Raw genomic sequence first — 22,962 nt, forward strand, 5'->3', positions numbered from 1 at the left:
CTTCAGGGCACGCTGCGCTCGGTGCACATCAATTCGGCCTGCGCGACCACGCGGCCCTCGACCGAAGCCTCTGCCGTGAACTTGTAGATGCCCCGCATATTGCGCGTCATCTCAACGTACAGATCGAGCCGGTCGCCCGGAATTACGGGCTGTTTGAAGCGCGCATTGTCGATGCCCACCAAGTAATACAGCGACCCCTGCGCCGGTGTTTTTCCCACCGAACCAAACGCCAGAATGCCCGAAGCCTGCGCCAGCGCCTCAAGAATGAGCACACCAGGCATGATGGGCTTCTGCGGGAAATGACCGGTGAAAAACGGCTCGTTGAAAGTGATGTTCTTGTAGGCCTTGATGTACTTGCCATTCACTTGCTCGACCACGCGATCGACGAGCAGCATGGGGTAACGATGCGGAAGCAGTTCAAGGATTTGCGTGATGTCTTGCGTGGTCGTCATGTCGATGGTTCTGTTTTCAAAGACTCGGTGTGTTGTTCTATATGTTGTTCCAAACGGCGGATGCGGTCTCGCAGTTGATGCAACTGGCGCACGGTCGCCGCATTGCGCTCCCAGTTGGCATGAGTGTCGAGCGGAAAAGCGCCGGTGTACATGCCCGGCTGACGCACGGAGCGCGAAACCAGCGACATGCCGCCGATGACCACGCCATCGGCAATGCTCAAATGCCCCGCAATGCCGACCCCTCCGCCGATAAAGCAGTAGGCGCCGATCTCCGCACTGCCCGATATGCCCACGCAACCCGCCAGCGCGGTATGCGCGCCGATGCGCACGTTGTGAGCAATCTGTACCAGATTGTCGATTTTCACGCCCAAGCCGATTTCGGTATTGTCGAGCGCACCGCGGTCGATGGTGCTGTTCGCTCCCACCTCTACATCGTCTTCCAACACGGCAATGCCGACCTGGGCGATCTTCACTCCGGCGCCGCTGGCATCCCGCGCATAACCAAAGCCATCGCTGCCGACCACCGCGCCCGACTGCAATACGCAACGCGCTCCGAGTCGACACCCCCAGGCCACGCTACTGCGCGGATGCAGCACCGAGCCGGCGCCGATCACGGCATCGCGCCCCACGAAGCAGCCTGCCCCAATATGCGCCGCTTCCCCAATTTGCGCACCCGCCTCGATGGCCGCAAAGGCGTCCACCCGTGCAGCGGGAGAAACCTGAGCCGCAGGATCGATCTGCGCGGTGGCATGACACCCCGGCTCAAACGGCGGCTGCCGCAAGGCCCAGAACCACTGCGACAGGTGTGCGTAATACAAATAAGGATCGCGGGCGACAATCGCATTGCCCGAGCGCGGCAACGCACCGCGAAGCGACTCGGGCAGGATGACCGCACCGGCTGCGGTCTCGGCCAGTTGCGGGCGCAGCTTGTCCCGGTTCAGGAAGGTAATGTCGGTTTCAGAGGCCGAGCCGATAGGCCGCAGGCGCTGAACGACCGCTTGCCCGTTTCCGATGAGTTCGCCGCCAAGCCGGGCTGCAATCTGCTCAAGCGTGAGGCCATCCATAGAGATGCCAGGCGTCGACACAGCCGACTGGCTCACTTGCCCGACTGAGCATCCAGCGCCTTGAGCACCTTGTCGGTGATGTCGATGCGCGGATTGACGTACACCGCTTCCTGGAAAATGATGTCGTAGTGATCTTTCAGGGCGATGTCGCGCACGACCTTGTTGGCCTTGTCGAGCACCGAGGCCAGCGCTTCGTTGCGGCGGGCATTGAGGTCTTCGGAAAACTCACGCTGCTTGCGCTGGAATTCGCGGTTCATGTCCACGAGATTCTGCTGCGCCTTGATGCGATCTGCATCCGACATGACCGGACCGTTCTTTTCCAGGCTCTCGTTGGCCGCCTTGATCTTGGCCGCCATGTCCTGCAGATCCTTATCGCGCTTGGAAAACTCGGCCTCCAGCTTCTGCTGGGCCGCCTTGGCCAGGGTTGAATCTTTCAGCACCCGTTCGGTGTTGATGAAGCCGATCTTGAAGGGTGCGTTGGCCGCCGCACCAGCCGCGGGAGCCGCCGTCTGCGCCATGACAGGCGTGCTGATCAAAAACGCGGTGGCACAAACCGCGGCCAGAAGAGTGCGAGATAGAGATGGGGTGTGGAATTTCATGGAAATTGTATGAGGTTAGAAACCGGCGCCAACCGTGAACTGGAAACTCTGGAGTTTATCGGTGGACTTGTAGCGAACCGCCTTGGCCACACTGAACTTCAACGGGCCAATGGGTGAAATCCAGGACACGCCGATACCAATGGACGAGCGCATATCGCTCAGGCTGACTTTCTGGTTCTCGCCCCACACATAGCCGTTGTCATTGAACACCGACATGCGAAGCGATTTGTCCGCGCCGGTGCCGGGGAAAGGAAACTGATACTCGAAATCGGCAATCAGCATTTTGGCCCCGCCCAGCGCATTGCCCTGAGCATCTTGCGGGCCCAGCGAACTTTGCTGGAAGCCACGCACGGTGCCGATACCGCCGGCGTACAAATTCTTGAACACCGGCAAGGGGCGGCCGTTCAAACCGTGGGCATAACCGATCAAGCCGTTGAACGCGAGATTGGTGGTTCGCGTAAGCGGCAGATACTGTTGGTATTGATAAGTGATGCGGTCGTAGCGCAGGGTGCTGAACGGACTGATCTCGAAGCTCAGGCGCTGATAGCGGCCATCGGTGGGCACCAGGGCGCTGTTGCGGCTGTCGCGCTGCCAGCCGATGGTCAGCGGAATGCCGCTTGATGTCTTGCCGAACTGGTTGACATAGGCGATGTAGGAGGCCGGCGCACCCGGAGAGAGGTCCAGGGTGTAGCGCTCATAACCGGCGCCGAAAAACACCCGGTCTTCTTCGGTGAACGGAATGCCGAACTGAAGGTTGAACCCCGGGGTGACGATCTTGTAATTGCTACCCTGGCTGGTGTATGGCTGGATGGTGCGGTAATACGCATTCACCGTGCGGCTGATGCCGTCTTCGGTGAAGTACGGATTGGTGCTCGACACCGACAGCGTGCGGTAGTAGCTCGACGTGTTGAAGTCGACCGCGAGGTTGTTGCCGCTGCCAAAAATATTGTCTTGGCTGATGCCGGCGTTGAACGACAGTTTGTCCGCACTCGAAAAGCCCACGCCCAGAGACAGACTGCCCGTAGGCTTCTCCTCCACGTTCGTGTCGAGATCGACCTGATCGTTGGTGCCCGGCACTTCACGCGGCTGCAGCGTGACTCCCTTGAAGTAACCCAGACGATCCACCCGATCGCGCGAGAGTTTGATGCGGTCGGAGTCGTACCAGGAGTCTTCGAATTGCCGGAATTCACGGCGAATCACTTCGTCCCGCGTGCGGGTGTTGCCCGCGATATCGATGCGGCGCACATAGATGCGCTTACCCGGATCGGCCGTGATGGTGAAGGAAACCTGATCCGTCTGACGATCGATCACCGGTTTGGCCTCGACCCGGGCGAAGGCATAGCCATACACGCCGAACTGATTGGTGATGGCCTTCACGCTCTCGTTGAGCGCCTGCGCACTGTAAGTCTCGCCCGGCTTGAGTTTGACCAGTGCGCGGAATTCATCGTCCTGCCCGAGATAGTTGCCCGCGAGTTGGTAGCCCGACACGGTGTACTTCGGCCCCTCGTGCACGTTGACGGTGATATAGATGCCGTCTTTATCGGGCGACAGAGCCACCTGCGTGGAGTCGATGCGAAAATCGAGATAGCCCCGGTCTTGGTAGTAGGAGCGCAGGGTCTCCAGATCGGTATTGAGCTTGGCCTTGGAATACTGATCGTCCTTGGTATACCAGCTCAGCCAACCCGGCGTGCTGAGGGTAAACAAGCCCAGCAACGTGCCTTCGCCGAACACCTTGTTGCCCACGACGCGGATGGAACGAATCTTGGCAATCTGCCCTTCGACTACGGTGAACAACACGTTCACCCGGTTGCGCGGCAGCGGCGTGGTCGTGACATTCACCTCGGTGCCATAGAAGCCCTTGGCCAGATATTGCTGCTTGAGTTCCTGCACGGCCTGATCGATGAGCGCTTGGTCGTAAGGCCGGGCTTCGGCAAGCCCCACGGAGGCGAGCGCCGTCGTCAAGGCCTTTTTGTCGAACTCCTTGGTTCCGGCGAACTCAACCCCGGCAATCGTCGGACGCTCCTCGACGATGAGGGTGACCACATCGTTGTCGGTTTCGATGCGAACATTTTTGAACAGCCCGGTGGCGAACAAGGCCCGAATGGCCGCCGCCCCACCCTCGGGCGTGTAGGTTTCACCGACCCGAAACGGCAGATAGCTGAACACGGTACCGGGTTCGGTTCTTTGCAGACCGTCAACGCGGATGTCCTTGATAGTGAACGATTCAGCTGCGTGTGCTTGCACGCCTGCAACAGCGATCACAACCGCCGTCGCACAACGAAGTGCGGGAGAAAACCTCAAATTGACCTCGAGCTGGATTAGTGCATCTGGCCGAGCAAGCGAACCAGATCGTTGTAGAGGGCGATGGCCATCATCATGGCGATGACCGCGAGACCGCCTTGCTGCAGCCTTTCTTGCCAGCGTTGCGAAACGCTGCGACGGGTCAATCCCTCGTACGCATAATACAGGAGATGCCCTCCGTCCAGAATGGGCAAAGGCAGCAGATTGAGCACACCCAGGCTGACGCTGACCACGGCCAGAAAGCTGAGATACGCCATCCAGCCCAGCTCGGCGCTTTTACCCGCGTAATCGGCAATCGTGACCGGGCCGCTCAAGTTTTGCAGCGAAGCCTGGCCGATCACCATGCGCCCGAGGGTCTTGAGGGTCAGGGCCGAAAGATCCCAGGTGCGCTGTACGCCGTCCTGCAAGGCCTGCAGCGGATTGCGCTCGATTTTCACTGTGGGAATTTCGCCGCCCAGCATGGCCTCGATGCGCCAGACTGACTGGCCATTGACCTGCACCGGTTTCGCCTGCAACTGGGTTTGGAAAGTACGGCCATCGCGACGCACCTCAAGCTGCATCGGCTTGCCACCCGATGTTTGAATGGAGCGCATCAGGGCGTCTGCCGTGACGATGGGTTTGCCGTCCACTGCGACGATCCGGTCGCCCGCAAGCAGGCCGCTGCGCTGCGCCGGGCCGCCTGCGGCCACTTCCCGAATCTCGGCCGGCGGGCTCTGCAGATGCAAACCGTAGCTGGTGAGAAACCCGGCGCTCTCCGCCGCTCGCATGCTCGAAGAAAAATCGAGAGCAATTTGGTGCATCGGGCCGTCCGTTTGTCGTTCGACGACGAGCGCGATGCGATCGCCGTTCATCGCAGCATTCAGCAGCGTCCAGCGCAGCCCCGTCCAACTCTGCACGGCTTCCTGCGAGCCGTCATGCACGACCGCCAAGACACGCTCACCGCCCTGCACTCCCGCTGCGGCAGCGGCGGAATGAACCGGCGGCGCGCCCAGTATGGCAACCGGCTCGCGCACGCCAGCGAACGCCACCACGGCAAACAGCAGGGTAGCGAGCAATAGATTGGCCGCCGGCCCTGCTGCAACGATGGCCGCGCGCTTGGACAGACTTTGTCGGTTGAACGCACGCGGCAGTTCGGCCTCGGCCACTTCGCCCTCGCGTTCGTCGAGCATCTTCACATAGCCGCCGAGCGGAATCCAGGCCAGGGTGAATTCAGTTTTGTCGGCGCCTCGCGTCCAGCGCAGCAAGGGTCTGCCGAAGCCGATGGAAAACCGCAGCACCTTGACGCCGCACGCCACGGCCACACGGTAGTGACCGAACTCGTGGATGGTGATGAGCACGCCGAGTGCAAAGGCAAACGCCAGCAGGGTGATGAGCAGGTTCATGGTTTCGCGTCAGGCCAGTTGCGCCGCGCCGCCCCGCCCGGAGGGAGAGAGTTGCGCGACGCGCTGTTGCGCTTGGAGTCGCGTATGGACGTCTAGTTCAGCCAGGGCCTCCAGGGAATCACAGCCCGCGCATTGTGCACTTGCCAGCAAATCCGCATTGATCCGGTGAATATCGGTAAACCGGATGCGCTGATGAAGGAAGGCGTCCACGGCCACTTCGTTGGCGGCATTGAGCACGGCGCAGGCGCCCACCGGCATGCGCAGAGCCTCGAAGGCCAAGGCCAGGCCCGGGAACCGCTGGGGATCGGGTTGTTCGAAATCGAGCCGTCCCACGCGCGCCAGGTCGAGCCACGGCGCGCCCGAGGCCATGCGGGCGGGATAGGACAGGCCGTAGGCAATAGGGGTGCGCATATCGGGCTGCCCGAGTTGGGCAATCACCGAGCCGTCGTGATAGTTGACCATCGAATGCACGATGCTCTGGGGATGGATCAGCACCTCGATCTGTTCGGGCCGCATGCCGAACAGATAGTGCGCCTCGATGACCTCCAGCGCCTTGTTCATCATGGTGGCGGAATCGACCGAGATCTTCGCGCCCATGCTCCAGTTCGGGTGGGCGCAGGCCTCCGTCGGCGTGACCGCCTGCAAGGTGTGCGCGGCACGCTGGCGAAACGGCCCGCCCGAAGCGGTCAGCACGATGTTGCGCACGTCCGCCTGCCAGCGGCTGCGATCATCGGGCAGACTTTGCTGAATGGCGCTGTGTTCGCTGTCGATGGGAATGAGATCGCCGCCGCCTTGCGCCAAGGCCTGCAACAGTAGATCGCCGGCGACGACCAGCGACTCTTTGTTGGCCAGCAGCAGCCGCTTGCCGGCACGGGCCGCGGCGAGGCTGGCCGACAGACCGGCGGCGCCCACGATGGCGGCCATGACCAGATCGACTTCGGGCGCGGCCGCCACGTCGTCGAGCGCCCGGGGGCCGCTCAATACTTCCGTCGGGCAATGCTCGGCGCGCAAACGTTGCTGCAGGCTGCTGGCCGCCTGCGCACTGCCGAGCACGGCGTAGTTCGGGCGAAATTCAAGACACTGAGCAAACAGTTTGTCGGCATTGCTGTGCGCGGCCAGGGCAAACACCCGAAACTGCTCTGGGTGCAGCGCCAGCACGGCCAGCGTATTGGTGCCGATCGAGCCGGTAGAGCCGAGAATGGTGACCGTTTTCATAACGCCAACAGCAGCAAGGCCAAAGGCAACACCGGCAAGAGCGCGTCGATGCGGTCCAGCACGCCGCCATGTCCCGGCAGCAACTTGCCGCTGTCTTTCAGCCCTGCCGCGCGTTTGAGCAAGGACTCGAACAGGTCGCCCGCAATGGCAAATGCCAGCAGCACGATGACCAGAATCGCGAGCCCGAATCCGCCGAACTGCGTGTTGAGTCGCGAAAAATAATTGGGGTATATCGGCGCCAGACTCGCGCAGACTGCAGCGTAGAACAGAGTGGCAGCCAGAGCCGTCCAGGCCCCGGCACGGGTCTTGCCAGGGCTGATCGACGGCGCGAGTTTGCTGCGCCCCCAGGCCCTGCCGCCAAAGTACGCCGCAATATCCGCCACCCAAACCAGCGCCAGCAAAGACAGCATGAAAAGCGCGCCCTGCACGCGCAGTTGGACCAGCGCCAGCCAGGCAGCCTGCAACAGCAAAAAGCCCAATAGAGTGAGCGCCAAAGGATGACGCAGCGCCGCGGGCAGGCGGGCCTTTGGCAGACTCAGCCCCAACGCGAGCAACCATGCCATGCTGCAGGCCAGCCAGAACCAGCGCCAGGCTGAAGCCATCTGCCAGGCCTGCTGTTGCAATAGCCAGAGCAAAGCCGCCGCAATCGCCGCCCAGAGCAAAGCCCAGAAAGACAACGCGCTAAAGCCTTGATAGCCAGCCAGCCGCGCCCACTCGCCCATGCCCACAGCACAAAACGCCAGCGCCAATAGCGCAAATGGCAGGGGATCGTGCCAGAACAAGGTAGGCAGCAAAAGTGCCATCAACACCAGGGCGGTCAGGACGCGCTGTCGCAACATGATGCAGATGCGCCGCTCGCCGCCTCAGGCCGCGGCGGGCGATTTGGCCTCGGGAACGCCACCGAAACGACGCTGGCGGCTGGCAAAATCGGCCAGCGCTGCGTCAAAGGCTTCGGCATTGAAGTCGGGCCAGAGAATATCGCTGAAATAGAGCTCGGTGTAGGCCAGTTGCCAGAGCAGGAAATTGCTGATGCGATGCTCGCCCCCAGTGCGGATCAGCAGATCCGGGTCGGGCGAGTGCGACAGGGCCAGATGCCGCGCCAGCGCTTGCTGCGTGGGGACCTCCTGCGCGGCAAAAAGGGCTTGTGCCGCCTGCGTCACGTCCCAACGCCCGCCATAGTTGAGCGCCACGTTGAGCACGAGCGTGTCATTTTGGCGGGTCAACGCCTCGGACTGGTCGATGAGCGCGCGCATCTCGACAGAAAAGGCCGACAGATCGCCCACCACATGCAACTGCACGCCTTGTCTGGCCAGTTCCGCAGACTCACGCTGTAGCGCCTTGACGAACAGGTCCATCAAGGTCTGCACCTCCTCTGCCGGCCGCGCCCAGTTTTCAGAAGAAAACGCGAACACCGTGAGGTGCTTCACACCGATCTCCGCACAGTGACGCACGATTTTTTTCAGCGCGTCAACACCGAATTTATGCCCGGAGGAACGCGGCAAGAACCTTCGCTGTGCCCAGCGTCCGTTGCCATCCATGACCACCGCCACATGGCGTGGCAGCGTGGAGGGGTCGCGCTTGGCGATGGTTTTCTTGCTCATGCCATCAATATGAGAAACACAGCTTGGAACGCCGATCAGAGCAGCGGAACAATCCGCTGGCTCCCGTCAGACCGCCATGATCTCCGCTTCTTTTTGCGCCAGTTGTTTGTCGATCTCGGCAATGCAGCGGTCGGTAATTTTCTGCACCTCGTCCTGCGCGCGGCGCTCGTCGTCTTCGGAGACTTCTTTCGCTTTGACGAGGTCTTTGAGGCTTTGGTTCGCATCGCGGCGCAAATTGCGCACGGCGACCTTGGCCCCCTCGCCTTCTTGCTTGATGACCTTCACCAGATCGCGGCGGCGCTCTTCGGTCAGCGCGGGCATGGGCACGCGAATGATGTCGCCCTGCGTCTGGGGATTCAGACCCAGATCGGACTCACGAATCGCCTTCTCGACGGCCTGGACCATTTTCTTTTCCCACGGCTGCACGCTGATGGTGCGGGCATCGACCAGATTCATGTTCGCCACCTGATTGATCGCCATCATGGTGCCGTAATAGTCCACCATCACATGGTCGAGCAAGCCGGTATGCGCGCGTCCGGTACGCACCTTGGCCAGATCGAGCTTGAGCGACTCGATCGACTTGTGCATTTTTTCTTCGGTGTTTTTCTTGATCTCTGCGATTCCCATGATGTACTCCAAAAACAGATCGGGAAAAAACAAAACCCGCTGCGCAAAAAGCAGCGCGGCGCGGGCCTCAAAGACTGCGATGGTAATCAGACGTAGACGTCCGTGCCTTCGTCCGCGCCTTGAACCACGCGCATCAGCGCCCCCGGCTTGAAAATGCTGAATACGCGAATCGGCATCTTCTGCTCACGGCACAGTGCAAAAGCCGTCGCGTCCATCACTTGTAAACGCCGCGCGATCGCCTCATCGAAGCTGATCCGCGCATAACGCTCGGCCTGCGGGTCTTTGGCCGGATCGGCGGTGTAGATGCCATCGACCTTGGTCGCCTTGAGCATGACCTCGGCGCCGACCTCGGCTGCACGCAGCGCGGCGGCCGTATCGGTGGTGAAGAACGGATTGCCCGTGCCGCCGGCAAAAATCACCGACTTGCCTTCCTCGAGGTACTGCAGCGCTTTGGGCCGCACATAAGACTCGACGACCTGGTCGATGGCAATGGCCGACATCACGCGCGGATTCAGCCCGGCGTGCTTCATGGCGTCGCTCAGCGCGAGTGAATTCATCACCGTCGCCAACATGCCCATATAGTCCGCCGTCGCCCGGTCCATGCCCACAGCGCCCCCCGCCACTCCGCGGAAGATGTTGCCGCCACCGATGACTATCGCCAGTTGCACGCCAGAATGCACCACCTCGGCGATGTCCCGCACCATGGCCTCGATGGTGACGCGATTGATGCCATAAGCATCATCGCCCATCAGGGCCTCGCCCGAGAGCTTGAGCAGAACACGTTTGTATCCGGACATGGTGACTCCTGGCGAGCGGTAGAAAGGTGAAAAGGCAGAGATGGCGATGCTGCAAAAGCGGGACGACAAGGTGCTAGGCGACCGGGCCCAATCGATCCAATTGGCCCCAATCGGCCCCGGTCAGCCGGGCGACAGCGCTCAACCTTGCTTGGCTGCAGCCATCTGTGCGGCCACCTCTTCCGCAAAATTCTCCGACTTTTTTTCGATGCCCTCACCCACCACGTACAGGGTGAAGCCGTGCACCGTGGTGTTGGCGGATTTCAGCATTTGCTCGACCGTCTGCTTGTCGTTCTTGACGAACACCTGATCGAACAGCGAAACTTCCTTGAGGTATTTCTGCACCGAGCCTTCAACCATCTTGGCGATGATCTCGGCGGGCTTGCCCGACTCGGCCGCTTTTTGCGAGGCGATGGAACGCTCTTTTTCGATCAGCTCAGCAGGCACCTGCGACGACGACAGCGCCACCGGCTTCATCGCGGCGATGTGCATGGCCACATCCTTGGCGGCCACTTCGTCGCCGGTGAACTCGACCATCACGCCGATGCGCGTACCGTGCAGATAGCTCACCAGCTTGTGATCGCCCGCAAAACGCTTGAAGCGGCGAATGGTCATGTTCTCGCCGATCTTGCCGATCAGCTTGCTGCGGCGCGCTTCGATGGTTTCGCCATCGAGCGTCAGTGTCGACAGCGCCGCCACGTCGGCAGGGTTCTGCGCCGCGATCAACTGAGTCAGGTCTTTGCCGAAGGCCAGGAAATCGTCATTTTTGGCCACGAAATCGGTTTCGCAGTTCAGCTCGATCATCGCGCCGGTCGTGCCGTTGATGTAGGCCGCCACGATGCCTTCGGCCGTCACGCGCGAAGCCGCCTTGCTGGCCTTGCTGCCGAGCTTGACGCGCAGGATTTCCTCAGCGCGATCCATATCGCCTTCGGCCTCGGTCAGCGCCTTTTTGCACTCCATCATCGGGGCATCGGTCTTGGCACGCAGTTCTGCCACCATGCTTGCGGTAATTGCCGCCATTGTTGAACTCCTTGAAATCGAAACTAGAAACGCAATTGAAAAAAAGGGGCTGTGTATCGCAGCCCCGGGGTGTTTCAGGCCGGTGAATCGGGCCGTTGCAGCAGGATCATCTTGGCCCCGTCAGGCGGCAGGCGCGTCTTCCTGAACTTCGACGAATTCTTCTTCGCCCTCGGAGACGGCTTGCACGACTTCATTGACCGCGTCGTTCTTGCCTTCCAGGATGGCATCGGCCATGCCCTGCGCGTACAGCATCACGGCTTTGGCCGAGTCGTCGTTGCCCGGAATGATGTGAGTCACGCCCAGCGGGGAATGGTTGGTATCGACCACGCCGATCACCGGAATGCCCAGCGTCTTCGCCTCGGCGATGGCGATCTTGTGGTAGCCCACGTCGATGACAAAAATCGCATCGGGCAGAGCCGCCATGTCTTGAATGCCGCCGATGGACTTTTCCAGCTTATCCATTTCGCGCTGGAAGGTCAGCGCTTCTTTTTTGCTCATCTGCTCGAGCACACCCTCGGCCGCCTGGGCCTGCATGTCCTTGAGCTTCTTGATCGAGGTCTTGACCGTCTTGAAGTTGGTCAGCATGCCGCCGAGCCAGCGCTGGTCGACATAGGGCATGCCGCAACGCTCGGCCTGTTCACGCACGATTTCACCCGCCTGACGCTTGGTGCCGACGAACAGAATGGTGCCGCGGCGCGCAGCAAGCTGGCGGGCGAACTTCGCCGCCTCCAAGTACATCGGCAACGTCTTTTCGAGGTTGACGATATGGATTTTGTTGCGATGGCCGTAAATGTACGGGGCCATCTTGGGATTCCAGAAGCGGGTTTGGTGACCGAAGTGCACCCCGGCTTCCAGCATTTGACGCATTGAGACTGACATGAAGTTTCCAATCCAAGTTGGGTCTGAAATCCGGCTCTGATTGGCACGCCGCCCAAATTCTCCAGTGCAAGCACCGGGTAACTTCGGCAGCGGCTCAACACCTGGTTGAGCCGGTTTGCGGGTGGTTTGCGCCACAGTTTGAGCCACACAATGACCTCGTGCTGAATTTTGAGCGATCCATCAAATCACTCCCTCATTCGCGTTGGTAGCATGGCGCGCTCTGTGCTTCTGTTTTGTGCTGCTTGATGCGGGCTAGTCACTTTTTGTTGCGCTGGCCCGGTGCTTTCTGAACGCTTTTTATGCGTTCATTCCGCACCGCACAAAACCCGAGCATCATAGCAGACTTCCGCCCACCCAGACCGACTGACGGGCTCGGCCCCGTCCTGCGTCCTCCACTCTTTCTTTTTCAGCTCGCCGCTCGTCTCTTATGTCCGAACATCCTTTACGTCAGCAGCTTCACAACGAGATTCACGCCCGCCCGTTCGAGCGAGTAGGTGCGCCGGCGCAGGTCAGCCATCAAGTGATGCTGGTCAGCCCGTCCGAGTCGCAACAGGCGTTCGAACACCTCAGTGAACTGCTCGGCAATCTGCACCTGCCGCCGCCAGCAATGGGCAGCATGTTTCACACGGAGCAGATCGGCCCGGTGCGCCTGCGCTGGGAGCGCCACGGCGAGTTCGTCAGCTACACCTTCATTACGCACGAGGCCCTCGGCCCGGAAGATCCGCTGTTTGAACGCTGCGCCTGCGACCGCGTTTCTGCGGAATGGCTGGCGCGCATTCCGGGGCAACGCCTGTGCGCCAACCACGTCGCCGTCATGCCCGAGGGCGAACTGGGCTGCGACACCCTGCCTGATTTTTCCGCGGTGCTGGACATTGATGCGCTGGTCGGGTCGGACGTGGCCGACGGTCATGCACAGGTCTTCACCGATCTGCGCATCGCACCCGACGGCTTTACCCGCTTCATTGTGTTGAGCAAGGCCATGTCGGCGCGGCGGCGCGGGCGACTGGTGCAGCGCCTGCTCGAAATCGAGACTTATCGCCTGCTGTCTTTGCTGACGCTACCGGTCGCTCGCGAACTCACCCCCCAACTCAACCGATATGAGCAGGATCTGGTGAGCATCATGGACGCCATCGGCAGCAACGGCGGTGCCGAAGACGCCGAGCCGAATCGCGACCACAAAACCCTGGATCGTCTGACTTTGCTGGCGTCTGCCGTGGAAGGCGTCTATGCCGCTTCTCACGGCCGGTTTACCGCGGCGAATGCGTACTACGACTTGGTCAACCGGCGTGTGACTGAACTGCACGAAAAACCGATTTTCGGCCTGCAGACCATCGGGCAATTCCTAGAGCGTCGGCTGGCGCCCGCGATGCAAACCTGCGCCTGGGCGGCACGGCGACAGCAGGCGCTTTCCGAGCGGGTTTCACGCTGCAGCAACCTGCTGCGCACGCGGGTGGAAGTGGCCATGCAGCAGCAAAACCGCAGCTTGCTGGCGTCGATGAACCGTCGGCAGTTCCTGCAACTCCGCCTGCAGCAGACGGTCGAGGGCCTGTCGGTGGCCGCGATCACGTACTACATGGCGTCACTGGTGGGCCATTTGTTCGAAGCGGCCGAACCCTGGCTACACATCAAGCCCAAGCTGGCCGAGGGCATTTCCATCCCGATCATCGCCCTGATTGTCTGGATTGCGCTGCAGCGCATGCATCACCGCTTGGAGCGCGCCAGCGAAGCCCGATAGATCAGGCTCAGGCGCGCCGTTGACGCACGGCCTCGTAAAGACAAACCCCGGCGGCGACGGAGACGTTGAGGCTCTCCACTGCGCCGAGCATGGGAATCTGCAGCAGCTGATCGCAGGTCTCGCGCACCAGACGGCGCATGCCGGCGCCCTCGGCGCCCATCACCAGCACCGCGGGCTGCGTCCAGTTTGCGGCGTAGACATCGTCGGTCGCGGCCTCGTCAGTGCCCATCACCCACAGGCCGCGATCCTGCAATTCGCCCAGGCTGCGCACCAAATTGGTCACCATGAGATAGGGCACGGTTTCCGCCGCGCCGCTGGCCACGCGAGCCACGGTGGGGTTGAGCCCGACCGCGCGATCTTTCGGCGCAATGACCAGATGCACCCCCGCCGCGTCGGCAGTACGAAGGATGGCGCCGAGGTTGTGCGGATCGGTCACGCCATCGAGCGCCAGCACCAGCGGCGCGCCCTCCACGGCATCGAGCACGGCGTGCAGGTCGTGCACAGTCGGCAAGTCATCGACCTGCGCCACCACGCCCTGATGACGGTCGGTGCCCGCCAGCGCAGTCAGGCGCTCGGCGCTGAGGGTTTTCAGCTCCACGCCCGAGGCCTCGACTTTGCGCAGAAACTGCTGCATGCGCGCATCGCGCCGACTGGCATCGACATACACCGCGTGCACCGACGCAGGGGCCGCACGCAGGCGTGCGCCCACCGCGTGAAATCCGTAGAGCGGCTTCATGCAGCCACCGCCTGGGGTTGTTCGGTCAAGTGACCGGCGTGCATGGTGCAAACGCGGTCGCAGCGAGCGGCCAGCGCCGGATCGTGTGTGACCAGTACCAGCGTTGCCTCCATTTCGGCGCGCAGCCGGAACATCAAATCCATGATGCGCTCACCCGTGGCCGCATCGAGATTGCCCGTCGGCTCGTCGGCCAAGACCAGCCGGGGCCGGCCCACGAAGGCGCGGGCCAGGGCAACGCGCTGTTGCTCACCGCCTGACAGCAAGGCCGGGCGATGATGCAGGCGCTCGCCCAGGCCCACGGCGTGCAGCAAGGTCGTTGCGGCGTCCACCGCGCCGTGAGCACGCCCGGAAATTTCCAGAGGCAGCACTACGTTTTCCAGCGCGGTGTAGTGGTCGATGAGCTGAAAATTCTGGAACACGAAGCCGATTTTCTGCGCCCGCAGATCGGCCCGGCCGTTCTCGTCGAGGCTTTCGAGATCAACGCCGTCGATCCACACCTGGCCTGTGCTGGGCCGATCCATGCCGGCGAGCAAAGCCAGCAGCGTGGATTTCCCCGAGCCCGAGGCGCCGGTAATGGCCACGCTCTGTCCCGCAGGAACTCGCAGTTGCACCGCGTGAAGAATGGTCAGGGCGTCGCCGACATCGGAAACAGTCTTGCCCAGATCCTGCGCGACAATCACATCGACCGTCATGGAAGCCTTGTTATGAAAAATGGAAAGCCGTTAATTGTAGAAAGCCCGCCCCCGCTGTCGCGGCGCAAGGTCTTGGGGCTTGTGGTGTCGGCGCTGACGGCGGGCATGGGGCTAGCGGACGCCGCTCGGGCCGCCATACCGCCTGTATCCACGCCCATAGCCACTCTGCTCGTGGTGGGCGACAGCCTGTCTGCCGGATACGGGCTGGAGACGGGAAAAGGCTGGGTCGATCTGCTGCGCCAGCGGCTCGAAGCCAAAGAGCCGCGCTGGACCGTGATCAACGCCAGCATCAGCGGCGACACCACTGCGGGCGGGCTGGCCCGGCTGCCCGCCCTGCTCGCGCGCGACAAGCCGCGCGTGGTCATCATTGAGCTGGGCGGCAACGATGCCCTGCGCGGTCTTTCCTTGCAGCAAACGCAGAACAATCTGAGCCGTATGGTCGCGCTGTGCAAAAAGGCGGGCGCGCATGTTTTGCTGGTCGGTATGCAAATTCCGCCAAACTACGGCCCGGCGTACACCGCGCGTTTTGCGGCCGTGTTTCCGGCGGTTGCAAAATCGCAGCGTGTGGCGCAGGTCCCGTTTCTGCTTTCTGGCGTCGTCGGCCATCCCGATTGGTTTCAGTCCGACAACATTCACCCCACCGCACAAGCGCAACCCACCATGCTCGATACCGTCTGGCCGTACCTCGCCCCTTTGCTGGCCCTGCCTGCCGCGAGATCGGCGCCATGAACCCCCGCGTCATGGATGCCGCTGAAGCACTGCAGAAGCTGCAGTGCTTCAGCGCCGTGATCGACGTGCGCAGCCCCTCAGAATTCGCGCTCGATCACATGCCGGGCGCCCAAAACTGGCCGGTGCTCGACGACGCCGAGCGCGCCGAAGTCGGCACGCTTTACGCCCAGGTCGATCCCTTCGTCGCCAATAAGCGCGGCGCCACGCTGATCGCCCGCAACATCGCCAACCACATCGAGGCGCATGCGGCCGAGTTGCCCAAATCCTGGACGCCTCTGGTGTACTGCTGGCGCGGCGGCAACCGCTCGGGCGCGATGGCCCACATCCTGGCACGCATCGGTTTTTCCGTGGTGCTGGTGCAGGGCGGTTATCGGTCTTTGCGCCGCGCCCTGCGCGCCGATCTGGAGCAACGGTCCGGGCAACTTCAATTTCACGTCATCTGCGGCCGTACCGGCTGCGGCAAGAGCCGTCTGCTTCAATCATTGCGTGAGGTCGGGGCGCAAGTGCTCGATCTCGAGGCGCTGGCACAGCATCGAGGTTCCGTGCTGGGACTGGAGCCGGGTGAAACTCAGCCCTCGCAAAAATTGTTCGAGACCCGCGTGTGGGCTGATCTGCGCCGCTTCGATCCGAACCGCCCGGTATTTGTCGAGGCAGAGAGCAAGAAGATTGGCGCCCTTCACGTCCCAGATGCGCTGATGGAGCAGATGCGACAGGGGCATTGCATCACCCTGGAGCTCGAAACCAGCCTGCGCGTTGCGCTGTTGCTGGCCGACTACGCCCAGTTGTCTGCCGATCGCCCCTTGCTGCTGCAGCGCCTAGCCAGCCTGCGCGCCTTGCGAGGCGCCGAAACCGTCGAACGCTGGCAGGAACTCATCACACAAGGCGAGCTTGCCGCTTTCACTGCAGACATCCTGCAGCACCACTACGACCCGAGCTACACCCGGTCGATGTCCAACCATTTTCGGGCGTTCGACGCCGCGCCTGTCATCGCGCTCAAGGGCATTGACGGAGAGTCTTTCCGCGACGCCGCGCTGAAGGTCGTGGCGCTGTCAACCGCAGAAATCCGTTCAGAATCGCACGCCAGGGCGAGCGTTCAGACGCAAGCCGAAGCCGTTAACGGTTGACCGAGTTGGCCGAGTTGGCTGGGTTGATTGCACTCCATCGCTTCGTCGCCTTCGGCCGACAGGCGGGCGCGTCTGGCAGTCGCGAATAGCTCAGGCACCGACAGCGTGGACAACAAACTCGAATCGCTCAACACTTGCCGCCAGCGACGCCCACCGGGTTGCCCCTTCCACAAATTGAGCATATGCCGGGTGATCGCCTGCGGATGCAAGCCCTTTGCCTTCCACGCCGCAATGTAGGCGCCCATTTGCTCTTCGACGATTTCGCGCTCAGGTGCAGCCGAATCGGCACTCCCCAGAAATTCTCGATCCCAAGTCGCCAGACTCCACGGGTCTTGATAAGCCGCCCGCCCCACCATCACGCCGGAAACCTGCGGCAACCACTCGCCGATCTGCTGCCCCGTCTTGATGCCGCCATTAAGCACGAAGGCAAGTGCTGGAAAGTCACGCCGCAACTGCAAAATAAACTCTGGTCGCAGCGGTGGAATATCGCGGTTTTCCTTCGGGCTGAGGCCATCAAGCCATGCGGAACGGGCATGCACGATAAACGTCTCACAACCGCCTTGCGACACCGTTCCCACAAAATCGCGCACAAAACCGTAACTATCCTCATGGTCGACACCAATGCGGTGCTTGACCGTAACCGGGATCGTGCCGGAAACCGCCTCCACCATGGCAGCAACCGAATCCCGCACCCGCGAGGGTTCAGCCATCAAACAAGCCCCAAATGCCCCACGCTGCACCCGAGGACTGGGGCACCCACAGTTCAGATTGATTTCGTCATAACCCCATTCAAGTGCCAGTCTCGCGCAACAGGCCAGATCAACTGGCTCACTACCGCCTAACTGCAGCGCAACAGGGTGCTCATGCGAACTGTAATCAAGATGCCGCGCCACGTCTCCATATAGCAACGCCCCAGTCGTCACCATTTCCGTGTAAAGCAAAGCTTGCCGTGTAATCAGACGATGAAAATAGCGGCAATGTCGATCCGTCCAATCGAGCATCGGGGCAATGGAAAGCGCTGAAAGCATCAGTGAAAAAATTCAGAAAAAGAACAGAAAAAATAATATCATCAAGATGAATATTAAAATCGTACGCCCAGCACATACAAAAACTTATCGCGCCCTCATCAACTTTGCGACACCTTGTCGCAATAGATTTCGCACCTGCCGGTCAAAAATAATAATCAAAGCACCATACACAAGCGCGCCGACAATAATTTGAGAAAAAATTCGAAAAGCCAGATCCGGCGGATCAATGTAAACCACCACAACATACATTATTAGAGTGAATGATCCATATTTTAATACATCAAACCACGGGATGTTTATTTTTACAACTTTGCGGCCATAATAAGCCGCCATGACAGTGTACAAGATGTAGCTGACCAGGGCAGCAAAAGCAGCTCCCTCAATACCAAATGGGCGAACAAGCAGAAATGTCAGTACAATATTTACGGCAGCGGCCGTCAATACCGAATACATGACGACTTTAGTTAGTTTATTGATGTAGATACCGGCACTAAAAATTGGAGTCCCGCCAGAAACCAGCATGCCCCCAACTATAAATACGATCAATGTTGCACTTACGTCATATTTTGAAGAGGCCAGAAGCCGGAGTAATTCAGGACCTACAGCAGCCATGCCACCCAATACAGGGAGTGCTAGCGCAATATAATATTTGAGGGCTTGTTGAATGAATTCAATAGTTTTCCCGCGTCCCTGTTGCTCCCACATCCTGAAGTACATCGGCACAACCGCCTGCGCAAAGGAAGCAGTCAACACCCCTTGCAAATAATCACTAAAATTAAACGCAGCGGAAAATGCCCCTAAAGGCTCTGGCCCGAGTTGATAATTTATGATGTAGCGCCCACCCATATTCAGCAGCAGCATAGAAAGCTCGCTAGCAAGCAAAGGCAATCCAAACACCAACATCGATATGAAGAGCGGCTTGTCAAACTGCCGCACATCAAAAACGTGCTGCCTCGCATAGTAAAAAATTATCACTGCTACAGCAATAAATTCACCCACCATGGAAGAAATAAAAAACCCTTCCAAAGTGCGTGAAACATAAAAAAGCACAAAAAATATCAAACCCAGCCCAAGATATTTCCTAACCGTGAAGTAGGTGCTGTAAATTCCGCTTTTTTGTTGAGCACGGAGCATGTTGTACATCGCACTATCCACCACACGGATAAAAATCAGTGGCGACGCCAATATAATCAAGTATTTTGTTTGCTCATTTGACAACCAGGCCGTGGGCACAAAACGGATCCCCAAAATACTGAGCAAGGTCACAGCCAACCCAACGACAATCATTCCAAATAATACGGTAGAAAAAAACTGCGTCGCAGTATTTTTCCTCGTCCCCGCCTCAACCTCGCTGTAATAACGTACTACCGAGTGTTGCAGGCCAAGTTTTCCTATTCCTACTAAAAATAGGATCGTAGAGGTAACCAATGCCATTGTTCCATATTCCGCAACCGAAAAAATCCGAGTGAGAATTGGAAAAGAGATGATGCTGGCCAACATAACCAGCACACTACCAATCGAATAATTTGAAGTATGCTGAAAAAGGCGTGCAAGTACTCCACGCTTTTCACCCTTTGCCCTAACCACGGCATCCTTACCGATTTGCATTGATTTTTGCCTTAGTCATTGGATGGCTCAGCGTAGCACTTGGCTGAGTGTAGACAGCTAAAAGCGATTGCATGACCGCTTCAGTAGAAAAGTATTGCTCAACAAATCGCCGGGCAGTTGCGCCCATCTCTTGCCTTAAGCTTGGGTTCTCAGCCAAATGACTAATCGCCGCCGCCAACTCATCGGCATGATTTGGACGCACAAGTAAGCCCGTCACGCCATGAGTGATCACATCTTCATGACCACTGATCTGGGTGGCAACCGTTGGCAGTCCATTTGCCATCGCCTCGAGAACCGCATTGGGTAGACCCTCCTGATGCGAGGCCTGCACGTACAAATTGTGCGAGGACAAAAGTGCCGGCACATCCTGCACCAAACCAGGGAAAGAAACACTGTTCTCAATGCCCAACTGCCGGGAAAGCGTCATCAACCTTTCTCTCTCCGGTCCATCACCGGCAAGAGTCAAGTGTGCATCAGGTGATTGCAAGGATACCCTCACCCAGGACTCCAGTAAGACATCCAGCCCTTTTACCGGGACATGGCGCCCGACAAACACAGCACGAAGTGAAGACTGATCTCTAGTCCCTTTGTATGCAAAGTGCACCAAATCCACTGCATTCGGCAGAAGATGCAGGCGCTCCTTGGCGAAGCCAGCTTCCAGCATGATTTTCACCGTCATCTTGCTGATGCATTGATAGGCATCGAGACGCTGGGCGCCTTTCCGCAAAATCCAGTGAACAGGCTTTGTCATTAATTTTGGGTCGAGAATGCCCCCTTGAAACTCCGCGGCGCCCGAAACTTTGACTATAAGATTTGGCTTCAGCCATCGATTAATCCATCCCGCCGCCCCGGCTAGATTATGCATCATATGAATGTGAATAGCATCAAATTCACCTTGATGCCTCAACAACCAGAGCGCAAAATTTAGATTGAGCAATATCGCACCAAGCCCCTTTATTTTCGGATATCCCAATCTTAGTACCGGAATACCATCGACCCGATCGGCGAACGGGAGCGAGCGGTCCAGCTGCGGCACCAGAACGCGCACCTCGTGACCGGCAGCGGCGAATGACCGACTAAGTAGCCGGGCCTGCATCTCTGCACCACCCGTTGCAGGATAGCGTCCGTCAACAACCATTAATATACGTATTGGGGCATGCATATTGAATGAAATGCCAATTTAGATAAACTGCATAAACTTTAAAAAAGAGAATCAATGACGCGATCTGGCACGTCTCTCAAAATCGAGAATCTCCATGAACAAAAAGTCCTTTAGTCGATTTTTGTGAAATGACCTTCGCAGGAATTCCACCGATAGTTGCATTACCCTCTGGAAAGCTTTTATTGACTACCGCATTGGCGCCCACTGCTGTATTGTCCCCAATCTCTATCGCACCAAAAATTTTTGCCCCTGGTGCAATATAACAATTGTGTCCTATCCTTGGCACTTCGTTTCCTCTGCCAAGCTGCGCTCCGATATTCACGCCTGTATGAATTCTGCAATTCGAACCAATTCTTGCCCCGGAATTCACGACGATCGTGCCGTAGTGCAAAATTGCAAGGCCTGGGCCAAAAACATTGATCGGTATCGAGAACCCTAGCTTGATCGAAAGCTTACGAAAACGATATACCGCAAGGCGGCGCCGAAAAGAATTTTTCTCACAGTTTGTGAGAAATTCGACTTTTCTAAGCAAGCGCTGAAATTGAAAAATTTCGTCAAACAGCCAGGCCCAGCGCGAATTCACCCCCAAAGCGATGCGGTCCGCCTCGAGATACCTTTGGTAGTCTGCGTACGATTTGATCAAGCTGCGCTCCCTTTTGCGATTTCAGTCGGTATCTATTTTTGCACTCAAATGTTGCCTTGCACTCCCCCAACTGAGCGACGCTGATCCAGTGCTGGATGGTGCTGCAAGAAAGCCCAAGCAGACCTGCGGAGGCGTAACGTCGAGCAGATGGGACGCGGCCCTTGCCCCCCCCGGAAAATGGGAGTTCTTGGTCACTACAGGGTCATTGCAGGGACAAATTGATGTCCGAAAGACGAAAAAAAGCCCACAGTGTTAGTGTGGGCCAATCCTGTAAGCTGTTGTTTTTACAGATATTTGGAGGCGGGGGTCGGAATCGAACCGGCATAGACGGCTTTGCAGGCCGCTGCATAACCACTCTGCCACCCCGCCGGGCGACTTGGCTGCGTAAAGATTAGAGATCGTACGCAAAACCGCAGGATGCTGCAGCGCTGACCCCGGCTTGATCTGCCATTGGTCAAACCCTGTGTCGTCACAGGAAAGCGACAACATGCACCGGACACAAAAAAGGGAAGCTTGGCTTCCCTTTTTTGCTGAGAATTTGGAGCGGGAAACGAGACTCGAACTCGCGACCTCAACCTTGGCAAGGTTGCGCTCTACCAACTGAGCTATTCCCGCGTAAAACAATTATTTTCGCAGCGCCTGAACCGCTTGTCAACACTCGCTCGTAAAAAGATTGATCAATGCAAGCCGCGTTCGTCAGGCTCGTCCACTGAGGTGGCGATCACGCTAACCGGGCGGCCCTTGAGACGATGCCACACATAGACGCCATAGCCGGACAATCCATATAGAACAAACAAGCCAAACAACACCAGCGGAGGCTGGTACGCGATCAGACCGATCAACAGCACGATGAGAAAGATGCTGATGAACGGCACGCTGCGGCGAAAGCTCACGTCCTTGAAGCTGTAGAACGGCACGTTGGTCACCATGGTGAGTCCGGCGAAAAGCGTGATGACAAAACTGAACCAGGCGACATGCGCGCCCTGCACACCGGCATCCGTCATGATCCAGAGAAAACCGGCCACCAGCGCGGCAGCTGCCGGACTGGGCAGGCCTTGAAAGTAGCGTTTGTCGATCACCGCAACATTGGTGTTGAAACGCGCAAGCCGCAGAGCCGCCCCTGCGCAATACACAAAGGCGGCCAACCAGCCCAGCTTGCCCAGACCGCGCAGCGACCATTCATAAATGATGAGCGCAGGGGCCGCACCGAACGACACCATGTCGGCGAGCGAGTCGAACTGGGCGCCGAATTCGCTTTGGGTATTGGTCATCCGCGCAACCCGGCCATCTAGGCTGTCGAGCACCATGGCGGCGAAAATGGCCGTGGCCGCGGAGTCGTATCGCCCGCTCATCGCCATCACGATGGCGTAGAAGCCGCAGAACAACGCGGCAGCGGTGAAGGAGTTGGGCAGAAGATAAATGCCGCGCCGACGACGGTGTGCAGGATCGTCGTCAGGCTCAGGCGGCTGATAGGTCATCTCCGGCGACCGAGGCGTATCGGCCTTTGGAGGCGCATCTGTCCGTTCCGTCAAACTGGCCTGCGGGGGAAATTGGGCCACATTTCGCGACAT

Annotated in this window: 22 protein-coding genes and 2 tRNA genes; 3 read left to right on the plus strand and 21 right to left on the minus strand. The window is 59.1% G+C overall.

Going from position 1 to position 22,962, the window contains the following annotated elements:
* Positions 1-2 precede the first annotated feature (2 nt).
* From fabZ to rpsB, 12 genes are all read right to left on the minus strand, one after another.
* A complete protein-coding gene (gene fabZ, locus THI_RS11280; protein WP_013106379.1) occupies positions 3-452 on the minus strand; it encodes a 3-hydroxyacyl-ACP dehydratase FabZ in 450 nt (149 codons plus the stop codon).
* Positions 449-1,516 (minus strand): UDP-3-O-(3-hydroxymyristoyl)glucosamine N-acyltransferase, encoded by a 1,068-nt coding sequence (gene lpxD, locus THI_RS11285; protein ID WP_013106380.1) that lies wholly within the window; start codon positions 1,514-1,516, stop codon positions 449-451. The genes fabZ and lpxD overlap by 4 nt, the downstream gene beginning before the upstream one ends.
* Positions 1,517-1,548: 32 nt before the next feature.
* Positions 1,549-2,115 carry an OmpH/Skp family outer membrane protein gene (locus THI_RS11290; protein ID WP_407830067.1) on the minus strand — a complete coding sequence of 189 codons (567 nt, stop codon included), beginning with the start codon at positions 2,113-2,115 and terminating at the stop codon, positions 1,549-1,551.
* A gap of 15 nt (positions 2,116-2,130) precedes the next feature.
* A complete protein-coding gene (bamA, locus tag THI_RS11295; protein ID WP_407830069.1) occupies positions 2,131-4,434 on the minus strand; it encodes an outer membrane protein assembly factor BamA in 2,304 nt (767 codons plus the stop codon).
* On the minus strand, positions 4,434-5,798 hold the full coding sequence (gene rseP, locus THI_RS11300; RefSeq protein WP_013106383.1) for an RIP metalloprotease RseP: 1,365 nt from the start codon (positions 5,796-5,798) through the stop codon (positions 4,434-4,436). Before rseP ends, bamA begins: the two co-directional genes overlap by 1 nt.
* A 9-nt stretch (positions 5,799-5,807) precedes the next feature.
* Positions 5,808-7,013 (minus strand): 1-deoxy-D-xylulose-5-phosphate reductoisomerase, encoded by a 1,206-nt coding sequence (gene ispC / locus THI_RS11305; protein WP_013106384.1) that lies wholly within the window; start codon positions 7,011-7,013, stop codon positions 5,808-5,810.
* Complete coding sequence (locus tag THI_RS11310) at positions 7,010-7,852, minus strand: phosphatidate cytidylyltransferase (RefSeq protein ID WP_013106385.1); 843 nt, start codon at positions 7,850-7,852, stop codon at positions 7,010-7,012. Before THI_RS11310 ends, ispC begins: the two co-directional genes overlap by 4 nt.
* 24 nt (positions 7,853-7,876) lie before the next feature.
* Positions 7,877-8,614, minus strand: coding sequence for a polyprenyl diphosphate synthase (uppS, locus tag THI_RS11315; protein ID WP_013106386.1), 738 nt, complete (start codon positions 8,612-8,614; stop codon positions 7,877-7,879).
* Positions 8,615-8,680: 66 nt separating this feature from the next.
* A complete protein-coding gene (frr, locus tag THI_RS11320; protein WP_013106387.1) occupies positions 8,681-9,241 on the minus strand; it encodes a ribosome recycling factor in 561 nt (186 codons plus the stop codon).
* An 86-nt stretch (positions 9,242-9,327) separates the two neighbouring features.
* Positions 9,328-10,038: a UMP kinase gene (gene pyrH, locus THI_RS11325; RefSeq protein ID WP_013106388.1), complete on the minus strand. Its 711-nt coding sequence runs from the start codon at positions 10,036-10,038 to the stop codon at positions 9,328-9,330.
* A gap of 138 nt (positions 10,039-10,176) precedes the next feature.
* Positions 10,177-11,055 carry a translation elongation factor Ts gene (gene tsf / locus THI_RS11330; RefSeq protein ID WP_013106389.1) on the minus strand — a complete coding sequence of 293 codons (879 nt, stop codon included), beginning with the start codon at positions 11,053-11,055 and terminating at the stop codon, positions 10,177-10,179.
* A gap of 120 nt (positions 11,056-11,175) precedes the next feature.
* A complete protein-coding gene (gene rpsB, locus THI_RS11335; protein WP_013106390.1) occupies positions 11,176-11,934 on the minus strand; it encodes a 30S ribosomal protein S2 in 759 nt (252 codons plus the stop codon).
* Positions 11,935-12,361: 427 nt separating this feature from the next.
* On the opposite strand from rpsB, the gene THI_RS11340 reads away from it, so the two are divergent.
* Positions 12,362-13,669, plus strand: coding sequence for a DUF3422 family protein (locus tag THI_RS11340; protein WP_013106391.1), 1,308 nt, complete (start codon positions 12,362-12,364; stop codon positions 13,667-13,669).
* 7 nt (positions 13,670-13,676) lie between these two features.
* On the opposite strand, the gene rlmB is transcribed toward THI_RS11340, so the two are convergent.
* Positions 13,677-14,405 carry a 23S rRNA (guanosine(2251)-2'-O)-methyltransferase RlmB gene (gene rlmB, locus THI_RS11345; RefSeq protein WP_013106392.1) on the minus strand — a complete coding sequence of 243 codons (729 nt, stop codon included), beginning with the start codon at positions 14,403-14,405 and terminating at the stop codon, positions 13,677-13,679.
* A complete protein-coding gene (locus THI_RS11350; RefSeq protein ID WP_013106393.1) occupies positions 14,402-15,097 on the minus strand; it encodes an ABC transporter ATP-binding protein in 696 nt (231 codons plus the stop codon). Before THI_RS11350 ends, rlmB begins: the two co-directional genes overlap by 4 nt.
* A gap of 105 nt (positions 15,098-15,202) precedes the next feature.
* Here THI_RS11350 and THI_RS11355 point away from each other — a divergent pair, with 105 nt between their 5' ends.
* Positions 15,203-15,826, plus strand: coding sequence for an arylesterase (locus THI_RS11355; RefSeq protein WP_013106394.1), 624 nt, complete (start codon positions 15,203-15,205; stop codon positions 15,824-15,826).
* Positions 15,823-16,950, plus strand: a complete 1,128-nt coding sequence (gene mnmH / locus THI_RS11360; RefSeq protein WP_013106395.1) for a tRNA 2-selenouridine(34) synthase MnmH — start codon at positions 15,823-15,825, stop codon at positions 16,948-16,950. Before THI_RS11355 ends, mnmH begins: the two co-directional genes overlap by 4 nt.
* Here mnmH and dusA read toward each other — a convergent pair.
* The 7 genes from dusA to pssA form a co-directional block, all read right to left on the minus strand.
* Positions 16,920-17,978, minus strand: coding sequence for a tRNA dihydrouridine(20/20a) synthase DusA (gene dusA / locus THI_RS11365; protein WP_013106396.1), 1,059 nt, complete (start codon positions 17,976-17,978; stop codon positions 16,920-16,922). The two genes, mnmH and dusA, sit on opposite strands and share 31 nt — an antisense overlap.
* Before the next feature lie 84 nt (positions 17,979-18,062).
* Positions 18,063-19,586, minus strand: coding sequence for a lipopolysaccharide biosynthesis protein (locus THI_RS11370; RefSeq protein ID WP_013106397.1), 1,524 nt, complete (start codon positions 19,584-19,586; stop codon positions 18,063-18,065).
* Positions 19,573-20,724, minus strand: a complete 1,152-nt coding sequence (locus tag THI_RS11375; RefSeq protein WP_231836176.1) for a glycosyltransferase family 4 protein — start codon at positions 20,722-20,724, stop codon at positions 19,573-19,575. The genes THI_RS11370 and THI_RS11375 overlap by 14 nt, the downstream gene beginning before the upstream one ends.
* 100 nt (positions 20,725-20,824) lie before the next feature.
* Positions 20,825-21,391, minus strand: coding sequence for a serine O-acetyltransferase (locus THI_RS18490; RefSeq protein ID WP_013106399.1), 567 nt, complete (start codon positions 21,389-21,391; stop codon positions 20,825-20,827).
* Positions 21,392-21,686: 295 nt separating this feature from the next.
* A tRNA-Cys gene (locus THI_RS11380) sits at positions 21,687-21,760 on the minus strand.
* A gap of 170 nt (positions 21,761-21,930) precedes the next feature.
* Positions 21,931-22,006 (minus strand) — tRNA-Gly (locus tag THI_RS11385).
* Positions 22,007-22,068: 62 nt separating this feature from the next.
* Positions 22,069-22,962, minus strand: coding sequence for a CDP-diacylglycerol--serine O-phosphatidyltransferase (pssA, locus tag THI_RS11390; RefSeq protein ID WP_041609001.1), 894 nt, complete (start codon positions 22,960-22,962; stop codon positions 22,069-22,071).

It is taken from the genome of Thiomonas arsenitoxydans, from assembly GCF_000253115.1.
In the GTDB taxonomy this organism is placed as follows: Bacteria; Pseudomonadota; Gammaproteobacteria; order Burkholderiales; family Burkholderiaceae_C; genus Thiomonas; species Thiomonas arsenitoxydans.

Coding starts and splice junctions, on each gene's coding strand:
- THI_RS11340 (WP_013106391.1), top strand. CDS start 12,362: ATGTCCGAACATCCTTTACGTCAGCAGCTTCACAACGAGATTCACGCC.
- pyrH (WP_013106388.1), bottom strand. CDS start 10,038: ATGTCCGGATACAAACGTGTTCTGCTCAAGCTCTCGGGCGAGGCCCTG.
- pssA (WP_041609001.1), bottom strand. CDS start 22,962: ATGTCGCGAAATGTGGCCCAATTTCCCCCGCAGGCCAGTTTGACGGAA.
- THI_RS11310 (WP_013106385.1), bottom strand. CDS start 7,852: ATGTTGCGACAGCGCGTCCTGACCGCCCTGGTGTTGATGGCACTTTTG.
- THI_RS11290 (WP_407830067.1), bottom strand. CDS start 2,115: ATGAAATTCCACACCCCATCTCTATCTCGCACTCTTCTGGCCGCGGTT.
- THI_RS11375 (WP_231836176.1), bottom strand. CDS start 20,724: ATGGTTGTTGACGGACGCTATCCTGCAACGGGTGGTGCAGAGATGCAG.
- lpxD (WP_013106380.1), bottom strand. CDS start 1,516: ATGGATGGCCTCACGCTTGAGCAGATTGCAGCCCGGCTTGGCGGCGAA.
- dusA (WP_013106396.1), bottom strand. CDS start 17,978: ATGCTTTCAGCGCTTTCCATTGCCCCGATGCTCGATTGGACGGATCGA.
- THI_RS11370 (WP_013106397.1), bottom strand. CDS start 19,586: ATGCAAATCGGTAAGGATGCCGTGGTTAGGGCAAAGGGTGAAAAGCGT.
- frr (WP_013106387.1), bottom strand. CDS start 9,241: ATGGGAATCGCAGAGATCAAGAAAAACACCGAAGAAAAAATGCACAAG.
- rseP (WP_013106383.1), bottom strand. CDS start 5,798: ATGAACCTGCTCATCACCCTGCTGGCGTTTGCCTTTGCACTCGGCGTG.
- uppS (WP_013106386.1), bottom strand. CDS start 8,614: ATGAGCAAGAAAACCATCGCCAAGCGCGACCCCTCCACGCTGCCACGC.
- rlmB (WP_013106392.1), bottom strand. CDS start 14,405: ATGAAGCCGCTCTACGGATTTCACGCGGTGGGCGCACGCCTGCGTGCG.
- THI_RS11355 (WP_013106394.1), top strand. CDS start 15,203: ATGGGGCTAGCGGACGCCGCTCGGGCCGCCATACCGCCTGTATCCACG.
- fabZ (WP_013106379.1), bottom strand. CDS start 452: ATGACGACCACGCAAGACATCACGCAAATCCTTGAACTGCTTCCGCAT.
- THI_RS11350 (WP_013106393.1), bottom strand. CDS start 15,097: ATGACGGTCGATGTGATTGTCGCGCAGGATCTGGGCAAGACTGTTTCC.
- rpsB (WP_013106390.1), bottom strand. CDS start 11,934: ATGTCAGTCTCAATGCGTCAAATGCTGGAAGCCGGGGTGCACTTCGGT.
- mnmH (WP_013106395.1), top strand. CDS start 15,823: ATGAACCCCCGCGTCATGGATGCCGCTGAAGCACTGCAGAAGCTGCAG.
- ispC (WP_013106384.1), bottom strand. CDS start 7,013: ATGAAAACGGTCACCATTCTCGGCTCTACCGGCTCGATCGGCACCAAT.
- tsf (WP_013106389.1), bottom strand. CDS start 11,055: ATGGCGGCAATTACCGCAAGCATGGTGGCAGAACTGCGTGCCAAGACC.